Source organism: Hyphomicrobium sp. 802, assembly GCF_000526135.1.
Lineage (GTDB): Bacteria > Pseudomonadota > Alphaproteobacteria > Rhizobiales > Hyphomicrobiaceae > Hyphomicrobium_B.
This window is the reverse complement of the sequence record NZ_JAFM01000001.1, coordinates 4,227,462-4,245,781: the sequence shown is the minus strand read 5'-3', so window position 1 is coordinate 4,245,781 and position 18,320 is coordinate 4,227,462. Positions and strand designations below refer to the sequence as shown.

Annotated in this window: 17 protein-coding genes; 11 read left to right on the top strand and 6 right to left on the bottom strand. The window is 60.5% G+C overall.

Going from position 1 to position 18,320, the window contains the following annotated elements; genetic code table 11:
* Window positions 1-73: 73 nt before the first annotated feature.
* The 5 genes from HYP802_RS0121440 to bcsS form a co-directional block, all read right to left on the bottom strand.
* A complete protein-coding gene (locus HYP802_RS0121440) occupies window positions 74-3,196 on the bottom strand; it encodes an efflux RND transporter permease subunit (RefSeq protein ID WP_013949792.1) in 3,123 nt (1,040 codons plus the stop codon).
* The gene (locus HYP802_RS0121435; RefSeq protein WP_013949791.1) at window positions 3,196-4,410 is read right to left on the bottom strand and encodes an efflux RND transporter periplasmic adaptor subunit; all 1,215 of its coding nucleotides are present in this window, start codon (window positions 4,408-4,410) and stop codon (window positions 3,196-3,198) included. The genes HYP802_RS0121440 and HYP802_RS0121435 overlap by 1 nt, the downstream gene beginning before the upstream one ends.
* Entirely contained in the window at window positions 4,407-5,057 is a 651-nt protein-coding gene (locus tag HYP802_RS0121430; protein WP_013949790.1) for a TetR/AcrR family transcriptional regulator, read from the bottom strand. Before HYP802_RS0121430 ends, HYP802_RS0121435 begins: the two co-directional genes overlap by 4 nt.
* 476 nt (window positions 5,058-5,533) lie before the next feature.
* Entirely contained in the window at window positions 5,534-5,839 is a 306-nt protein-coding gene (locus HYP802_RS23755; protein WP_024276508.1) for a hypothetical protein, read from the bottom strand.
* 85 nt (window positions 5,840-5,924) lie between these two features.
* Entirely contained in the window at window positions 5,925-6,779 is an 855-nt protein-coding gene (bcsS, locus tag HYP802_RS0121420) for a cellulose biosynthesis protein BcsS (protein ID WP_013949788.1), read from the bottom strand.
* Between the two features lie 372 nt (window positions 6,780-7,151).
* On the opposite strand from bcsS, the gene HYP802_RS0121415 reads away from it, so the two are divergent.
* The gene (locus HYP802_RS0121415; protein ID WP_013949787.1) at window positions 7,152-7,571 is read left to right on the top strand and encodes a hypothetical protein; all 420 of its coding nucleotides are present in this window, start codon (window positions 7,152-7,154) and stop codon (window positions 7,569-7,571) included.
* 42 nt (window positions 7,572-7,613) lie between these two features.
* On the opposite strand, the gene HYP802_RS22660 is transcribed toward HYP802_RS0121415, so the two are convergent.
* Window positions 7,614-8,258 (bottom strand): invasion associated locus B family protein, encoded by a 645-nt coding sequence (locus HYP802_RS22660; RefSeq protein ID WP_244420930.1) that lies wholly within the window; start codon window positions 8,256-8,258, stop codon window positions 7,614-7,616.
* 353 nt (window positions 8,259-8,611) lie between these two features.
* Here HYP802_RS22660 and coxB point away from each other — a divergent pair, with 353 nt between their 5' ends.
* From coxB to HYP802_RS0121360, 10 genes are all read left to right on the top strand, one after another.
* Window positions 8,612-9,595: a cytochrome c oxidase subunit II gene (gene coxB / locus HYP802_RS0121405; protein WP_013949785.1), complete on the top strand. Its 984-nt coding sequence runs from the start codon at window positions 8,612-8,614 to the stop codon at window positions 9,593-9,595.
* An 84-nt stretch (window positions 9,596-9,679) separates the two neighbouring features.
* Window positions 9,680-11,305 carry a cytochrome c oxidase subunit I gene (ctaD, locus tag HYP802_RS0121400; RefSeq protein ID WP_013949784.1) on the top strand — a complete coding sequence of 542 codons (1,626 nt, stop codon included), beginning with the start codon at window positions 9,680-9,682 and terminating at the stop codon, window positions 11,303-11,305.
* Between the two features lie 87 nt (window positions 11,306-11,392).
* Window positions 11,393-12,316, top strand: a complete 924-nt coding sequence (locus tag HYP802_RS0121395) for a heme o synthase (protein WP_013949783.1) — start codon at window positions 11,393-11,395, stop codon at window positions 12,314-12,316.
* Window positions 12,317-12,322: 6 nt separating this feature from the next.
* The gene (locus tag HYP802_RS0121390) at window positions 12,323-12,502 is read left to right on the top strand and encodes a protein CoxF (RefSeq protein ID WP_013949782.1); all 180 of its coding nucleotides are present in this window, start codon (window positions 12,323-12,325) and stop codon (window positions 12,500-12,502) included.
* Window positions 12,502-13,119, top strand: a complete 618-nt coding sequence (locus tag HYP802_RS0121385; RefSeq protein WP_013949781.1) for a cytochrome c oxidase assembly protein — start codon at window positions 12,502-12,504, stop codon at window positions 13,117-13,119. Before HYP802_RS0121390 ends, HYP802_RS0121385 begins: the two co-directional genes overlap by 1 nt.
* Before the next feature lie 122 nt (window positions 13,120-13,241).
* Window positions 13,242-14,180, top strand: coding sequence for a cytochrome c oxidase subunit 3 (locus HYP802_RS0121380; RefSeq protein ID WP_013949780.1), 939 nt, complete (start codon window positions 13,242-13,244; stop codon window positions 14,178-14,180).
* A gap of 237 nt (window positions 14,181-14,417) precedes the next feature.
* Window positions 14,418-14,711 (top strand): DUF983 domain-containing protein, encoded by a 294-nt coding sequence (locus HYP802_RS0121375; protein ID WP_348623845.1) that lies wholly within the window; start codon window positions 14,418-14,420, stop codon window positions 14,709-14,711.
* Between the two features lie 2 nt (window positions 14,712-14,713).
* A complete protein-coding gene (locus HYP802_RS0121370) occupies window positions 14,714-15,508 on the top strand; it encodes an SURF1 family protein (protein ID WP_024276507.1) in 795 nt (264 codons plus the stop codon).
* A 97-nt stretch (window positions 15,509-15,605) separates the two neighbouring features.
* On the top strand, window positions 15,606-17,021 hold the full coding sequence (gene thrC / locus HYP802_RS0121365) for a threonine synthase (RefSeq protein WP_029671151.1): 1,416 nt from the start codon (window positions 15,606-15,608) through the stop codon (window positions 17,019-17,021).
* The gene (locus HYP802_RS0121360; protein ID WP_024276505.1) at window positions 17,018-18,319 is read left to right on the top strand and encodes a pitrilysin family protein; all 1,302 of its coding nucleotides are present in this window, start codon (window positions 17,018-17,020) and stop codon (window positions 18,317-18,319) included. Before thrC ends, HYP802_RS0121360 begins: the two co-directional genes overlap by 4 nt.
* Window position 18,320 lies beyond the last annotated feature (1 nt).

Genomic DNA, 18,320 nt, shown 5'->3' with positions numbered 1-18,320 from the left:
TTGCAGCCATGGCCTGCAACGTAGGTATGCAGAGCCTGCAGCACAATCGGACCTCTGCACAATCTTGGCGAATTTATTCTGCCGCGAGTGGCACCGGTTTGGCTGCAACATGGCCTGCCGTTTCGACTTCGTCGCCTGGCTCGTCGCGCGGTCCGATAAAGCGGCCGAAAATGCGCTGCATCAAATGCCCGACGTCGTCCATCACGGTAAAGAACGACGGCACGAACACCAGAGACAGCAGCGTCGAGACGAGGAGGCCGCCGATCACCGCAATCGCCATTGGCGCGCGGAATTCGCCGCCGTCACCAAGCGCATAAGCGCTGGGCAGCATTCCCGCCGCCATAGCGAGCGTCGTCATGATGATTGGGCGCGCGCGCTTGCGTCCCGCATCGAGCACAGCTTGATCGCGGTTGACGCCAGCCGCGATTTCTTCGATGGCGAAATCGACGAGCATAATCGCGTTCTTCGTCACGATTCCCATCAGCATCAAAAGCCCGATGTAGACCGGCATGCTGATCGGATTGTTTGTCAGCAACAGCGCAAGTGCGACGCCGCCGAACGATAGCGGCAGCGACAGAAGAATTGTGACCGGCTGAAATACGCTCCCGAACAGCAGCACCAGCAATCCGAAGACGATCAGAATGCCGGTGCCCATCGCTGTGATGAAACCATCGGCGACTTCGTCCTGTACCTCGGCGTCGCCTGACGGCTGCAGCGTGACGGATTTCGGCAAATTCTGATCTTCGATGACCTTCAGGAATTTGTCGCGCGCGGTGCTCATCGCCATGCCGCGATCGAGATCGACACCGACGACGGCACGCCGTAAACGGTCGTAGCGTTCAATCGATGCTGGTCCGCGACCAAGCGAAACGGAAGCTACCGCCGTCAACGGAATAGCTTTGCCTCCGGAATTCGTCAGCCGAAGCTGCTCGATCTGTTTGAGATCGGTGCGCGTCTTTTCTGCGAGCTGCACGCGGATTGGAATTTGCCGGTCGCCGATTGTGAACTTGGCGAGATTGAAACCGGTATCTCCAATCGTCGCGACGCGGATCGCTTCGGCAATCTGATCCGGCGCCACGCCGAGCCGCGCAGCAACGTCGAGCCTTGGCACGACACGGATCTCCGGCCGGTCGGTCGAACCTGATGCTGCAACGTTACGGAAGCCCGGAACGCCGCGTAACGCGCCTTCGACCTTGCCAATCGCGGCGTTCAGGTCATCGCCATCACGTGACAGCATCGAGAAGGACAATTCGCGCTCGCCGCGCTCGTTGACATACCATGCGCGCGTATCGGGAATGTCCGAGATCTTTGCCGCAATAATCGATTTAAGCTGCTTCTGCGTAAGCTTGCGGTCTTCCTTCGGGACGAGCTTCACATAGAGCGCGGCACGCCGGACTTCGAGCTGGCCGGTGGGGCTCGTACCGCCAAGCACGAAAACCTGCGCCACCTCCGGAATACTTTCCAGCGATTTGACGACCTCATCCGTCTTGGTCAGTGTTTCATCGAGCTGCGTGCCCGGTGGTAATTCAACAGCGACGACGACGCGTGACGTATCTTCGTCAGGCAGGAAGCCGGTCGGCAGCAGCGTCGTTGCGTAGATCGACGCCGAGAACAGCGCCACGCCGGTCACGAGTGTCAGATAGCGGTGGCGCAGAGTCATCGACAGGAAGCGCGTGTAAAAGCGCATGAGCGATCCGTCGGCGTGATGTTCTTCCGGAACGGGACGCAAGAAGTAAGCGGCCATCATCGGTGTTATGAGACGCGCGACGAGCAGCGAAACGAGCACGGCGACTGCAACCGTCAAACCGAATTGCCGGAAATACTGTCCGGCTATGCCGCCCATGAACGATACCGGCGCAAAAATCGCGACGATCGTCAGCGTGATCGCGATCACCGCGAGACCGATCTCGTCGGCAGCTTCGAGCGCGGCGCGATAGGGCGATTTTCCCATATGCATGTGGCGCACGATGTTCTCGATCTCGACGATGGCGTCGTCGACGAGAATGCCGGTCGCGAGTGTGATGCCAAGCAGGCTGACGAGGTTCAGCGAAAAGCCAAGCGCACTCATCGCCCAGAACGTCGGGATCGCCGCAAGCGGGAGTGCGATCGCCGAGATCAATGTCGCGCGCCAATTGCGCAGGAACACCATGACGACGAGCACCGCGAGCACGGCACCCTCCATCAGCGTTTCCATAGCCGCAACATAGTTGCCGCGCGTATATGCGACCGCGTCGTCGATCTTCGTCAGGTGAACATCGGGATATTCGGCTTCGAGTTCCTTCAGGCTTTCGTTGACTGCATCGGAAACGGAAAGCTCGCTCGAACCTTTCGTCCGGAATACGGAGAACGACACGACTGGCTTGCTGTCGAGCCGTGCGAATGACCGCTGCTCGCTCGCGTCGTCGATGACTTGGCCGAGATCCTTGAGCCGCACTTCGCGCCCGCCCGCTAAAATGATCTTGGCATTCGCGAGCGTCTCGACCTGTCGCGCGCCCGCAAGCGTGCGGATCGCCTGTTCCTGGCTGCCGACTTCGCCGCGTCCTGAGCCGAGATCGACGTTCGTCGCGCGGACCTGAGCGTTCACCTGGGCGGCCGTAATGCCGTAGGACAGCAACTTGTCGGGATCGAGGTTGATGCGGATCTCCCGATCAACGCCGCCATAGCGCTCGACCCGCCCGACGCCCTTCGTCGCCTGCAGCTTGCGCTTGATGACGTCGTCAACGAACCACGAGAGCTGTTCGAGCGTCATGCCCGGCGACGTCGCCGCGAACGACAAGATTGCCTGACCCTCGACGTCGATGCGTTCCACGATCGGCTCGTCGATGGTGCGCGGTAGGTCCGCGCGCACTTTCGCAACCGCGTCTCTGACGTCGTTCAACGAGCGGTCGGTATCGGTGCCGAGCCGGAATTCAAGCACGGTCGACGACAGACCATCCGTTAGCGTCGACGTAATGTGCTTCACGCCGATGAGATTGGCGACCGAATCTTCGATGATCTTCGTCACCTGCGTTTCGAGTTCCGCAGGCGCGGCCCCAGATTGCGTGACTTTGATCGACACGATCGGAATGTCGATGTTCGGAAACCGCGTGACGGGCAGAGATTTGAAACTGAGTGTGCCGAGCAGCATCAGCACCGCGAACAGAACGATCGCGGGAACCGGACGGCGGATCGACCATGCCGAGATGTTGATCCGCATCACTTCGCCTCGCTCAGTCGCGCTTCGGGAAGGATCGGGCGCACGACATCGCCGTCGCGCAGGAAAGTTCCGGCGCGTGTCACGACGAGATCGCCCTCGGTGACGCCATCCTTGATCTCGATGAGATCGTTGGCGACGAGGCCGATCGTGACCATGTGCTTTTTGACTTTGTCGTCTTTCACGACCTGCACCGATGCAAGATCGTGATCGAACGTCACGGCCGACGCCGGAACGGCAAGCCCTCGGCTTGACGCTGTTTCGATCCGTCCGCGCGCGTACGTGCCGATCCTCAACACAGGATTGACGCCAAGGAAAATCTTTACGCGTCCGAGCCGCGTCGTCTTATCGACCTCCGGCGAAACGAGACGCACCTGACCTTCGAAGTCACCGATTTGCGGCACCGTGACGATGGCCTTCTGTCCGACCTTGACGTTCTTCAATTCGGTCTCGACGATTTCGCCGTCGAGCTCGATTTGGCCGTTCTCGATGATGCGAAACATGGGTTCGCCGTTGGCCGACGCCATCGCGCCGATGCGTGCCGTTCGCCTGCTGATGATCCCATCTTCCGGCGAAGTGACGTCGGTATTGCTCCGCCGCCAGAGAAGCTCGCGCCGCTGCGCCTCGACCTGCTCTTTCTCGGCCTCGGCGGCTTTCAGGCCGTCGCGCGCCGCAATGAGCTGCGCCGCAGTCGTCCGCGCGGCGCTCTCGCGTTGATCGTAGGTTGAGCCCGATAGATATCCTGATTGCTTCAGCGGCACGGCGCGTTCGAGCTGGGCCTGCGCCTCTTTCGACTGCGCGTCGGCTTGTACGATTTGGCTTTGCGCCTGTGCGATGGCAGCCGTGGCGCGCGCCAAGTTCGCATCATTCTGCGCCAGCTGCGCATCGAGCTGCTCAGCCACGAGGCGGGCAAGCACCTGTCCCTTTTTCACCTTGTCGCCTTCATCGGCGAGAAGTTCGAGAACGCGAAGGCCCTCGACCTCGGGTGAGACCAAAATTTCTTCGCGCGGCACGAGCGACCCGGATACGGCGGCGGTCTCGACGAAATTCTCCGTCGTCACCTTCGAAACGGTGATGGCAGGTGCGGCGACGGTTTTGGCGACCTCAAGCCGGGCGGCCTGGATTTCCGCCGTGTGCTTCTTTTCGAGGTAGATGTAGCCCGTGCCGGCCAGTGCTCCAGCGGCAACGAGACTGAAAAGGAATTTCTTGAGGTTCATTGTCTGGCCTCACGGGCAGAAAACTTTGTCGAAGGCCGCGCGTCGTCGGACGTGTTTTTCGGATTGAGCAGATCGCCGATGATATCCATGATGACCGGCAGCACGGTGCGCATGTCGGCCGTTGGGTCGATCGCGCGGCGCCAAAACATGCCGTCGCCCAAGACGTTGAACACTTTCACTAGCGTCTGAATGTCTGTTCTGGGTGCGATGCGGCCTTCGTCGATCAGACGGCGAAACAGAGCTTCGAAATTGTCCTTGCAGAATTTGTCGACGCTCATGAAAATTTCGGCGATGCGTGGATTGCGTGTCGCCTCAACGCCCATCTCGGCGACGAAACGCTGCTTCTCCACCGCTTCTTCGAAAAAATAGTGCTCGCCGATCTCGCGCAGCGCCCCGAGGAAATCCGGTGCCGTCGCCAGCGCCGCAAAGCGTTCGGCAAATTCCGCCCGGTCGCGTTCGCACAGGCCCGCGATCAGCGCTTCCTTGCTGTCGAAATAGACATACAGCGCGCCGGGCGAGACATGCGCTTCCCGGCAGATCGTCTGCATCGTCGTCGCGTGGAAGCCGCCGCGCGCGAAGCATCGAAGCGCGGCATCGAGAATGTGCTCGCGCCGCGCACGTTGGGTATCTGGCTTGAGCTTCGGCATAACGGACGGATCGTCCCCTCGGTAAAAATAAAAAACGAATGCGTATTCTGTTTGACGTCAGATTGCGGTAGCCGCAAGGCGAATGATTGTTCGCTTTGTAAATTTTTGTTGCAAAGGCATGCATCCAAAAGCGCCGGTCCGGGGCTTTGCGACATGCACAAGTTGTCGGATTAAATGAGATATTTAAAAAGAGGAGCAGTAGGTCCCGCAACCCACCGCTCCTCTCTCACCTGCCCGCGCCGTACGGCCGGGCGGATTTCTGGTACTTCGAACGAATCGGTCCCGGCTTGTCTCAATGCCGGGTTGGGTGCCGCAAAAAGCCTTTCGGCTGCCTGCGTGCAGCGGCGGGCGGCTATTGCATTTCATATGGGGCGCTGTTCCAGCGATCGCCAAGGTCACCTTGGCGACGAACTGCATCATTCCGACGCGCGCCGTAGCCGCAGGCCAGGATCGAAGCGGATCGCAGCGACCGCGCCTTAGCGCCGGCAGGGTGTTCCGGTGAAGATGCACACCGTTCCTTTGGGACCGGTCATGCATCTTTCTTCGGTATCCTGTGCCCGCCCCCAGTTTGCGTAATCGGGACCAAGTGTCGTCATGGCCCGGACCTTTGCGCGCCAGTTGGCGCGCGTCTTGGCCTTTGCCGACCATTCGAAGCGCGATTCCTCGCCTCGCGCCACGACCGGAGCCGAGGCGCACGTGTCGGCATGTGCACCGTTCGGGAATTCAGGAACCAGGATCGTCGCAAGAATGATGACCGAGACGGTCCCGAGAATGTTTTTCATTGTCTCATGCGTGTGGCGGCATCTGCCTTTGGAACAGAATACAACGACGCTTTCCCTCATCTTGGCAAGTCTCGCACCAACTTCGTCAGTAGTGGAAAAGCACGTGGAGAGTGCCGTAAGCAGAAGGATTGTCCGGCGTCCAGCCGTCGATCCACCACGCCCCGCCGCTCGCCAGGGACACCTCGCCGCCCGTCCATTCGTAACGCGCGAAAAGACCCGCGCGGCCGTTCCACGCCCCATCGCCCGTTTCGATATTTTTATCGTAGCGAAGCTCCGGCCCGATTGAGAGCGCAGGTGTCACACGCCAGCCTGCACGCCACCGTGACGCCGTCTCGTTGCGCGCTGTCGAATAGCTGACGTCGAGCGACGTCCACGACGTGTCGGTAAGGTTGAGCCAGAACTCCAGCGCACCTTTGACGCCGAACTCGGTGCCGTCATTGTCCTGCGCCGGCTCGAAAGCGTTGAGATGATTTTCCGATGACATCGAGAAGCCGCCAAAGGCCTTCGCCGTCAAACGGCCGAGCTGGAGATAATACCCCAGCAGCACCTCGGCGTAGGAATGCGAGACCTCGTAGTGTTGCCGGGTTCGGTCCTTCTCCGAGCAGATATCGTTCAGCCATGCCACGCCGCAGTTCGTATGCGGACCCATGGAATCGTAGCTGTAGCGCCCGTAGCCGCCTCCGACGCGCAAGCGCCAGCCGTCGCTGTAGATGTTTGGGCTGAAGGGCGTGATCGTCATGCCCGAATAGAACAGCCACTGGTCGCGGGCGGCATCGACGCCGCCATACATTTCGCGCCAGCCGTAAGCAGGGGCGTCGGGCTGGGCTTGAAGCTCTTCTGCCGAAGCCGTCATGGGCGCAGAAATCATGATGAGCGTCGCGATTGCCGCAGCAATCACGCCGGTTACGCCGATGCCCCCCTGACGCCACGCCCCACGCATTCGAACGCCAACTTGAATAAATTTGTATTAGGCAACTTGATCATAAGGCCGTCCGGCGGGAGCTTTCGTCAAGAAGAACAAAGAAGAATTTGCTTAACGATTTGGGTTGCGAAATGTCTAGCAATGCAACTGGAGAACGCGCGGAAGTTTGTCCGCGCCGCTCCGCTCAATTCCACTGTTTGACCTGCCGCAAAGCCCGCAGGCAGGGGAGACGTTAGAAAGCTGTTACAACGTGCACGTATCTGTGAAATGCAGTCGGCGTCCTACCATGGTACTGACTAAAAAATGGGCGCAAGTCGTCATTGCGAGCGCCAAAAAAGATTGTGAGTTCCGAACGGAGCCGAACAATTGAGTGTCTGGGAGGACGCGTCAATGACAGGTGATACGCAAGTATCCGTAAAAACGACTTCGCTATACTATCCATTTTTCCAGAATATGTTCGAGCTTGTGGACGTGACGTCTTTCGCGTGGCAGCCGATACTTAAGGCTATCGGCCGGACCCATCTGGAATTCGCAAGCTCGCAGTCCCGGCAATCCCGTGCGGTCGTGCATTGGGCGCATCAGATGACACGCCCAGCGACACCCGCTGACTTTTTTCACGCCAACATGCAGCTCTGGGCAGCGGTGATGCTGGAGTGTTTCGAGACTGCGCCGCGCGTGGCGGCTGTCGTCGAAACGGCCGCAGAATCGGTCGCGCCGAAAGTGCTTGAGCTGCCGCATAAACCAATGCGCGATACGCTGATCCTGTTGGACCGCGACCCCGCTGGCGAGAGCGTCCGTAAAGTCGCCTAAGAGCAGTGCGCGGCTCCCGGAGGCCGCCCTAGGCATCGGCTTTTACTTCAGTTCCTTCAGCGCGTCCCCAAAGCCCTTGAGGGAAATCGGGATGCCGATGCCCGCTTCCTCGGTCTGGAAGATGATGAAGATCGCCGTCTTGCCGGTCTTGAGCTGCTCGATCAGTGGATCCTCGACCACAACTTGCGCATAGCACGCGAAACTGTGACAGCGCAGGAACGGCGCATGGCCGACATCCTTATTGTCGATCTTGAGGCCAAGCCCCGGCGGGAGCAGCACGCCGAGCGGCGCAAACACGCGAAGCACCCGCGTGCCGTTCGAGAACTTCTGAAAATAGACCGTGAGCCCGATATTGTTCTTGTCCTCGGCGGTCACGCTCTGGACCAGGGCGCAGACGGGGTTCTTGGCGCCCGGCGGTGGGTCTTTGCATACAACTTGCCAGTCGCCGTACTGGGCCTTGACGGTTCCCTCCGGTGCATCGACTGCGAACGCGGCCTTCGACGTCGCCAGCATGGTCGCGGCTTGTGCGAATGCGAACAGCATGGCCGCGCCGCACAGATGCGCTACGAAAGTCCAGTTTTTGGCGGCAAACATTTTGCCCAGGCGCCCGCAAAATGGGCCTCGGTCGATAGAACCCTCGGTTTCTGGCAACAAGCGGTTGTCCTCGATTTCGCGGGCGACGCCCAATGCGTGTAAAGCGACGGCAGGAGACGCGCTTCGTCGACCAGGAATTCGGCCGAATTCTGTCGCGGCGGGATAGCGACGTCTGATCGCCCAAGGTCACTGATTCGCTGATCCCTCGCATACTTTCGCGAATAAATGACGCAGAAAAGTTCACTTGAGACACGCGAATGGATTGTGCTCTTTATCAACCCGCTTTAACAAATCGATGAGGCATACGGTCCGAGTTTGTTCGGAGCGTTCCTGGTTGCGAAGCCGGGCAATAATCAAACGGGGATTGGCCGCTGGCCTGCCGCGTCAAGTCAATGGGAGGCTGTCGCGTTCTGAGGGATCCGGCGCGACAAACTGGGAGCGAAGGAATGTCGAAGAGGATGTTTGGCGCGGTTGCCGTCATGGTGGCCGCGTGTTTGGCGGTTGCTCTCGGTGCTGTGACGCCGGCGTTGGCCGGTCTGGGTCAGCCGACGGATGGCGAGCTTGGACTGCAGCTTTCTGCATCCCCCATCATGGACGAGATTTCGAGCCTCTTCAGCGTCATTAACATCATCATCACGGTCATCGTGCTCTTCGTACTCGTGCTGATGGTCTACGTGATGTTTCGCTTCAACGAGAAGAGCAACCCGAATCCCTCCCGCACGACACACCACACGCTTCTGGAAGTCGCTTGGACTATCGTCCCGATTCTGATCCTGGTCTTCATTTCGATTCCGTCGTTCCACCTCCTCTTCAACCAGTACACGTTCCCCAAGGCCGACGTGACCATCAAGGCCACCGGCAACGCCTGGTTCTGGGAACATGAGTATATGGACGACAAGGTGACCGTGACGTCCAACATGGTCAGCGACGAGGAAGTGTTGCGCAATAAGATCGGCGACGACGCCTTCGATAAGAAGTACGGCTCGCTCGATGGTGCCGCCCTGCACGAGGCGCTCTACAAAGATTCGCTGCCGCTCTGGGGCGAGGAAAAGAAGATCCGCCGTCTTTCGGTCGACCAAGAAATCGCCGTTCCGGTCAATAAGAACGTCGTCGTTCTCGTCACCTCCAATGATGTCATTCATTCTTGGACGATCCCGTCCTTCGGCGTGAAGCAGCAGGCCGTTCCGGGCCGTACGGCAGCTGTCTGGTTCAAGGCAACGAAGATTGGCACATACTTCGGTCAGTGCTCGGTGCTGTGTGGTAAGCTGCACTCGGCCATGCCGATCGAAGTTCGTGTCGTCGAACAGCCGGTCTATGACGCCTGGATGGCGGCCCTGAAAGCCAAGGACAGCAAGAAGGCTCAGCAGATCCTGGACGCGGATACCGCAAGCCAGCCTGTCATCCAACAATCCGTGGCTCAGGCGCAGTAACGGCAAAGCGGCAGCTGCCCGGCGCAGCAAACGTTCAACCCAATAAAAAGATCAGACAAACTACCGGGACAAGGGCTCAACGAAATGGGAAGCACGGCACACGTAGCGGGCAGTGATCACGATCACGCCCCGCCATTCTTCAGGCGCTGGTTCTTATCGACCAACCATAAGGACATCGGCACTCTCTATCTGTTGTTCGCAATCTTCGCGGGCTGCATCGGTGCGTTCCTTTCGGTAATGATGCGACTGGAGCTTCAAGAGCCGGGCCTTCAGTATTTCTCGAATGAAGGCGTCTACAACGTCTTCGTTACGGCCCACGGCCTCATCATGGTGTTCTTCATGGTCATGCCCGCCATGATTGGCGGCTTCGGCAACTGGTTCGTGCCGCTGATGATCGGCGCGCCGGACATGGCGTTCCCGCGCATGAACAACATCTCGTTCTGGCTGCTCCCGATTGCGTTCACGCTGCTGCTGATCTCGCTGTTCGTTCCGGGTACGGGCGATGCCAACGGCGTCGGCACGGGCTGGATCGTCGTCGCGCCGCTGTCGAGCAAGATCGGCCATCCGGGACCGGCGGTCGACTTCGCCATTCTCTCGCTTCACCTTGCTGGCGCGTCCTCTATTCTCGGTGCCATCAACTTCATCACGACCATTTTCAACATGCGCGCTCCGGGCATGACGCTGCACAAGATGCCGCTCTTTGCCTGGTCGGTGCTGGTCACCGCCTTCCTGCTGCTGCTCTCGCTGCCGGTTCTTGCTGGTGCGATCACCATGCTGCTGACGGACCGTAACTTCGGTACGACCTTCTATGATCCGGCCGGCGGCGGCGACCCGCTGCTCTACGCGCACTTGTTCTGGTTCTTCGGTCACCCCGAGGTCTACATTCTCATCCTGCCGGGCTTCGGCATGATCAGCCACATCGTGTCGACCTTCTCGCGTAAGCCGATCTTTGGCTATCTCGGCATGGCCTACGCGATGGTCGCCATCGGCCTCGTCGGCTTCGTCGTGTGGGCGCACCACATGTATACGGCGGGCCTGAGCGTCGATACGCAGGCCTACTTCATGTTCGCGACGATGGTCATCGCCGTCCCGACGGGCATCAAGATCTTCTCCTGGATCGCGACGATGTGGGGTGGCTCGATCCAGTTCCGCACGCCGATGATCTGGGCGCTCGGCTTCATCTTCCTCTTCACGATCGGTGGCGTGACGGGTGTGATGTGCTCCAACGCCGGTATCGACCGTTCGCTGCACAACACCTATTACGTCGTCGCGCACTTCCATTACGTGCTGTCGCTCGGCGCCGTGTTCTCGATCTTCGCGGGCTGGTACTACTGGTTCCCGAAGATGTCGGGCTACATGTACAGCGAATTCCTTGGAAAGCTGCACTTCTGGCTGACGTTCATCGGTGCGAACGTCCTGTTCTTCCCGCAGCACTTCCTCGGCCTCGCCGGCATGCCGCGCCACTACGCCGACTATCCGGAAGCCTTCACCTATTGGAACCGAGTCTCGTCGATCGGGTCGTACATTACGACGGCTGGCCTGCTCGTCTTCCTGTTCGGCATGTTCTATGCCTACTTCATCAAGAAGGAAAAGGCGGCCGCCAATCCGTGGGGCGTCGGCGCAACGACGCTCGAATGGACCCTGTCGTCTCCGCCGGCATTTCATTCGTATGAGACGCTGCCGCGCATCGCTGCGACAGACCATCATTAAGGAAACACGACGCGCTGCGGGCTGGCCTAGCCGGTCCGCAGCCACCTACAATAAAAACAAATAACTTCCAGGACGGCGCTTCGGCTTATGAGCATTCAAAGTGAAATCAGCGACGGCGAACTGATACTTGAGCCAAGTGTCGGCGATTTCATTCAGCTGATGAAGCCGCGCGTGATGACGCTGGTCGTCTTCACTGCGCTCGCCGCGATGCTGGCCGCTCCCGGCCCGATCAACCCGATTCTCGGCGTCATCGCGATTATCACCATCGCTATCGGCGCCGGCGCATCGGGCGCTCTCAACATGTGGTACGACGCCGACATCGACGCCCGAATGGCGCGTACCGCGGCCCGGCCTCTGCCGCGCGGCCGCGTCACCGCCGACGAAGCCCTGAGCTTCGGTGGCGTGCTCGCCGTCTGCTCCGTTCTGACGCTCGGTGTTCTCGTCAACTGGACGGCCGGAGCGCTGCTCGCAATCACCATCGCCTTCTATCTCTTCGTCTACACGATGTGGCTGAAGCGCCGGACGCCCTACAACATCGTCATCGGCGGCGCCGCCGGAGCCTTCCCGCCCATGATCGGCTGGGCGGCCGTGACGGGCGGCATCAGCATCGACAGCCTCTTGCTGTTCCTCATCATCTTCATGTGGACGCCGCCCCACTTCTGGGCGCTCTCGCTCTATCGCTGCCGTGATTATGAGCGCGTCGGCGTGCCGATGCTGCCGGTCGTGGCCGGCCTGAAGGAAACGCGCCGCCAGATCCTCTTCTATTCCGTGCTGCTCGTGCCGCTGGCCGTCGTGCCGTATTTCGTCGGCCTCGGCGGCATCGCGTACCTCGTCAGCGCTTCCGTGCTCGGCGCGGTCTTCCTGGCGCTTGCCGTGCGCGTCTATTCCACGACCGAAGGGCGCGAGGCCGACACCGCCGCGCGGCAACTCTTCTGGTTCTCGATCCTTTATCTCTACGTGCTGTTTGCCGTGCTTCTTGGTGAAGCCGTCTTCAGCCGCATTTTTGCGTGAGGCGGCGTGACGGAAGAACCTAAAGCTCCTGAACCGAAAGCCCCTGAGCGTCTCGACCCGCGCAGCGAGAAGATCCGTCGCCGCCGGTCGATCGCCATCGGGCTTGCGCTCGGCTTTATGGTCCTGGCGTTTTACATCGCCACGTTCGTTCGCCTCGGCGGCAACGTGATCAACGGCATCGGCTGATGGAAAAGGATCGCGCTGTGGAGATCGACAAGGACAAGCCGGCGAAATCCTCTCGCAACAACCGACGGGCCGTCATGATTTGCCTTGGCGCCCTCGGCGTCATGGGTTCGATCACCGCCATGTCGCCGACGCTTTACACGATGTTCTGCAAGGCGACCGGCTATAACGGCACGACGCAGCGCGTGAAGGCGAATACGAACAAGGTGCTCGATCGCACCATAACCGTGCGCTTCGACTCCAGCACCGCCCCCGGCCTGCCGTGGAAGTTCGAGCCGGAGATTAGCAAGATGGACGTCAAGATCGGCGAAACCGGTCTCGCGTTCTTCCGCGCCACCAACAATTCGGACAAGCCGGTCACTGGTCAGGCCATCTACAACGTGACGCCGGAAATCTTCGGCTTGTACTTCAATAAGATCCAATGCTTCTGCTTCACCCAGCAAACGCTCCAGCCGCATCAGACGGTCGAGATGCCGGTCACGTTCTTCATCGATCCGAAGATCGTCGAGGATCGGGATGCGGCGGTGCAGTCGGAAGTCACGCTTTCCTACGTCTTCTATCCTGTCGATCATCCGGCTGCGACCGCCGATGCTTCGCCGGCTCAGAAGAACGGGGGCTGAGGTCAGCAAGAAGAAGGTTGAGAAAACGAACTGAAAGCTCGGCAGACCAGAGACCAACCCTGCGGTGCCGCGCATAGGTTCAAGCAAGAACAGGCATAAGCCTGAAGGGGACGGAGACGGAAATGGCGGATACGCACGCGAAGCACCATGACTACCATCTTGTAAATCCGAGCCCCTGGCCGCTCGCCTCGTCGGTGTCGGCGCTTATCATGGCGGTCGGCGCCATCGTCTGGATGCGCACGCACGTCGACGGTCTTGGCGTCCTCGGCATGAAGGGGCCCTGGCTCTTTGCCATCGGCATGACCGCGGTGGTCGCCTCGGCCTGGGCTTGGTGGATCGACGTCATCCGCGAAGCCAACCAGGGCTATCAGACGCCCGTGGTCCAGCTTCACCTCCGTTACGGCATGATCCTGTTCATCGCCTCGGAAGTGATGTTCTTCGTCGCTTGGTTCTGGGCTTACTTCGATTTCGCTTTCTTCCCGGCCGGCGTACACGACCTGATGAACAATGCCGCCTCCGTCGTCGGCACCACAACGCGCGACCAAGTCTTCGGCGGCAAGTGGCCGCCGGTGCCCGTCGCCGCAACGGATGCCCCGATCCCCGGCTTCTTCAAGCACACCTTCAACCCGTGGGGTCTGCCGCTCGTCAACACGCTCATCCTGCTGACGTCGGGCTGCACGGTGACGTGGGCGCACCACGCGCTTCTGAAGAACGACCGTCGTGGTCTCGTGATCGGTCTCGTGCTGACCGTCATCCTCGGCATGACGTTCACGGCCTGCCAGGCGCTGGAATACAGCCATGCCGGCTTCAGCTTCCCGGGCCATTCCTATGGCGCGACGTTCTTCATGGCGACCGGCTTCCATGGCGCGCACGTGATCATCGGCACGATCTTCCTGCTCGTGTGCCTCATCCGTGCGCTGCGGGGCGCTTTCACGCCGCAACAGCACTTCGGCTTCGAGGCTGCAGCCTGGTACTGGCACTTCGTTGACGTCGTCTGGCTGTTCCTGTTTGCCTGCATCTACGTTTGGGGCGCCGGTCCGATCGTTCCGGGCGCCGAATAAGCGGCCGGTGGCGTCGAGAAATGAGATCCAAGGCAGAAGGCGGCTAATGTGCCGCCTTTTGTCGTTTGAAGCGCGGCGCTCTTCGCAGTTGAATGTCCGCGCCAGATAGGCAGGAGTCGCGACAAACGCGACGATGCAGAAATCGAGATGGTCGTGCACAGCCACACTCAATCCGTTTCGCCATTGGTCACGGCCGTCACCTGCCGTTGTCCCCGCTGTGGCAAAGGCAAGCTTTTCGTGAATGTCCTGAACATGCGCGACAAGTGCGATGTCTGCGGCCTCGACTACAAGTTCGTCGATACGGGTGACGGGCCTGCCGTTTTCGCGATCTTCATCCTCGGCTTTCTCTGCATCGGTGGCGCCCTCATCGCCGAGTTCAAGTTTGGCGTGCCCTGGTGGGTCCACGTTCTCCTATGGGGAATTCTGACGCCGCTACTTGCGGTTTTGCTGCTTCGTTTTCTCAAGGCGCTGTTGATCGCCTTGCAGTTCAAGAACAAGGCCGAAGAAGGCCGTCTCTCTAAGGAAGGATGAGCATGTTTGCGCGCTGGCGCGCCGCCGGCCTCATCGTCCCGGGACTTTTGACGCTTGCCCTGCTGCCGGTCCTCATCGGGCTGGGCAACTGGCAGTGGCACCGAAAGTCCTGGAAAGAGGCGCTGATCTCGCGCATCGAGACGCGACGGACGGCGGAGCCCATCTCCTATCCGGCCGTCCTCGCCGAATATGTGAAAACGGGCGACGTCGAATACATGCACATGCGCGTCACCGGCCGCTTCGATTACAGCCGCGAGCGCCACCTCTATCACCCGACCGATCAGTCGCAGGGCTGGGACGTCTACACGCTGCTTATTCCTGACGGCGGACTGCCGCCGCTCTTCGTGAACCGTGGCTGGGTGCCCGAGACGCTGAAGGATCCCTCGAAGCGCGCCGAAGGCCAAGTGGCCGGACCCGTGACCGTCACCGGCCTCGTGCGCCTAGCGCAACCGAAACCCTGGTTCGCGCCCGACAACGACTATGCTGGCAACCGCTGGTATTGGCCGGACCTGGAGGGCATGCAGTGGGGTCCGGAAGGCCCCCCGACCCCGCTCCAGTTCAACACCGAGAAGCGTCAGGCCTACGCCCCGTTTTCCCTGGATGCCGACGCAGCGCCCCCCAATCCGGGCGGATGGCCGCGCGGCGGCACGACCGAGATCAATCTGCCCAACAATCATCTCCAGTACGTCGTAACGTGGTACGGGCTGGCGCTGACGCTCATCGCCGTGTTTGCGGTCTTTGCTCGACAGCGACTTGCGGCTGTGGAAGATGATGGCCTGCAATCTAAGAAAGAGTAAGTCGCGGTGCAGCCGGACAGCGGGCGAATAAGTTGTTCGTCCGAGGCTGTCGAATTAGGCTTGCCGGCCGGGCGACATTCGTCCGATCCACCGCAGAATGAGAGATAATTTGAACTACATTTCAACGCGCGGCGAAGTCGAAAAACTGGGATTTGAGGACGTTGTCCTCGCGGGACTTGCTCGCGACGGCGGCCTTTACGTGCCGGAAGTCTGGCCGGTCCTTTCTTCCGAAACGATCACGTTCTTCGCCGGAAAATCCTTCGCCGAAATCGCGGTCGAGGTCATTCATCCGTTCACCGGCGATGAGATCTCCCGCGACGATCTCTTTCGCATGGCGAGCGAGGCTTACGCCACATTCGCGAGCGATGAAGTCACGCCGCTGCATGCCGTGAAGCCCGGCTTGACGATCCTCGAACTGTTCCACGGCCCGACGCTCGCCTTCAAGGACGTCGCGATGCAGTTGCTCTCGCGCCTGATGGATCACGTGCTGGCGAAGCGCAGCCGCCGCGCGACGATCGTCGGCGCGACGTCCGGCGATACCGGCGGCGCCGCGATTGAAGCCTTCAGAAGCTCGAAGCGCGTTGACGTCGTCATCCTGTTTCCCGAAGGCCGTGTCTCCGACGTCCAGCGCCGGATGATGACGACGCCTTCAGAGAAAAACGTCCACGCGCTCGCCATCCGCGGCACGTTCGACGACTGCCAGGCGCTCGTCAAAGCGATGTTCAACGATCACGCCTTCCGCGATCGCGTCGAGCTGTCGGGCGTCAATTCGATAAATTGGGCACGCATCGTCGCACAGGTGACGTATTACTTTTATGCCGCTTCGCGCCTTGGCGGCGGTTCGAACGGCGCGCTGTCGTTCGCGGTGCCGACCGGAAACTTCGGCGATATCTTTGCCGGCTACGTCGCCAAGCGCATGGGCTTGCCGATCGCAAAGCTCATCATTGCCTCCAACGAAAACGATATTCTGCCGCGCGCCGTCTCGACCGGCGTCTACGCCATGCGCGACGTCATCGCGACGTCCTCGCCGTCGATGGACATTCAGATTTCCTCGAATTTCGAACGCTATCTGTTCGAAGCCTCAGGTCGCGACGCCGACTTGGTCCGCAGCCTGATGACCTCTTTGGCCGCAAAAGGCTCCTTCGAGCTGGGGCGCGTCGCCCCGATCTTGCAGGCTGATTTCGCCGCCGTCTCCGCGACGGAGCAGGATGTCGCCGATTGCATCCGCGAGACGGAAACGCGCTACGGCTATCTGCTCGATCCCCACACCGCCTGCGCCTTCGTTGCCGCCGAACGCACGAGCGCGGGCGACACCGTCGTTCTCTCGACGGCGCACCCCGCCAAATTTCCCGACGCCATCGAACGGATCACCGGCAAGCGGCCGCCGCTGCCGCCCGGCTTTGACCATTTGATGACCGACGAAGAACATTTCGAAGTCTTGCCGAATAGTCTCGCGGCGGTCGAAGAGTTCGTTCTGAACCACAGCCGCGCTGCGCCGGGGGTATCGCGATGACGATTGCAATCTCGACGCTGCCGAACGGACTGCGCGTCGTCACGCAACATATGCCGGGCCTTGAGACGGTGTCGCTCGGCGTCTGGGTCGCCGTCGGCGCACGGCATGAGCGTGAAGATCAGCATGGCCTCGCTCACTTCCTGGAGCACATGGCCTTCAAGGGCACGAAGACGCGCTCTGCCCGTCAGATCGCGGACGAAATCGAAGGCATCGGCGGCGACCTCAACGCCTCGACCGGGCTCGACACAACCGCCTATTTCGCCCGCGTCCTGAAGGGTGACGATAAGATCGCGCTCGATGTCATCGCCGACATTCTGCTCAATTCGAAATTTGCCGACGAGGACATTGACCGCGAGCGCGTCGTCATCCAGCAGGAGATCGCCGCCTCCGACGACAACCCCGACGATATGGCCTTCGACCTGATGCAGGGCGTCGCCTTTCCGGGCCAGTCGATCGGCCGTCCCATCCTCGGCACCAAGGCAAGTGTCGGCAGCTTCCAGGCCACCGATTTCAAATCCTACCTCGATGAGCACTATCTGCCTGAGGCGATTGTCGTTTCGGCCGCGGGGGCTGTACACCACGAAACCATCGTTCGCCACGTTCAGGCCCTATTCGGAGGGCTCACTTCCCGGCAACAGGGAACTGAATCGCTTGCGCTCTACCGGGGCGGCTCCGCTGCGTCGAGCAAGCCGTTCGAGCAAAGCCACGTTTTGATCGGATTGCCGTCCCCATCGTATCTGGAGCCGGGGTTCTACACCGCGCAGGTGTTTTCGGGGTTGTTCGGCGGCGGAATGTCGTCGCGTTTGTTTCAGGAAATCAGGGAGGATCGAGGCTTGTGCTACTCGATCGACTCCTCGGTTTGGGGACTTAGGGACACTGGAATGCTGTCTGTGCATGCCGCGACATCCCCGGAGATGGTTGGCGAACTCGCCGACGTCGTCGCAGCGCAGCTTGCGGAAATTGCCGACACCGGCCCGACGGAAGCCGAATTGCAGCGTTCGAAGGCGCAGCTCAAGGCGGGCCTGCTGATGGCGCTTGAAAGTTCGGCGGTCAACGCCGAGCAGATGGCGCGTCAGCTTCTGACCCAAGGGCGCCTCATCCCGGTTACCGAGCTGATCGAGCACGTTGACGCCGTTGACCACGCTCGGATCAAGGCTTTTGCCCAAACGTTGACCGAGGAAGCGCCGTCTGTCGCCGTCATCGGGTCTGGCCGGAAATCGTCGGGACAAGCTTCGCGCATTGCGGCGCAGTTTACATCGCGCCATGCTCCGGCTGCGGTTGGCAAGGTCGCGAGGTGAC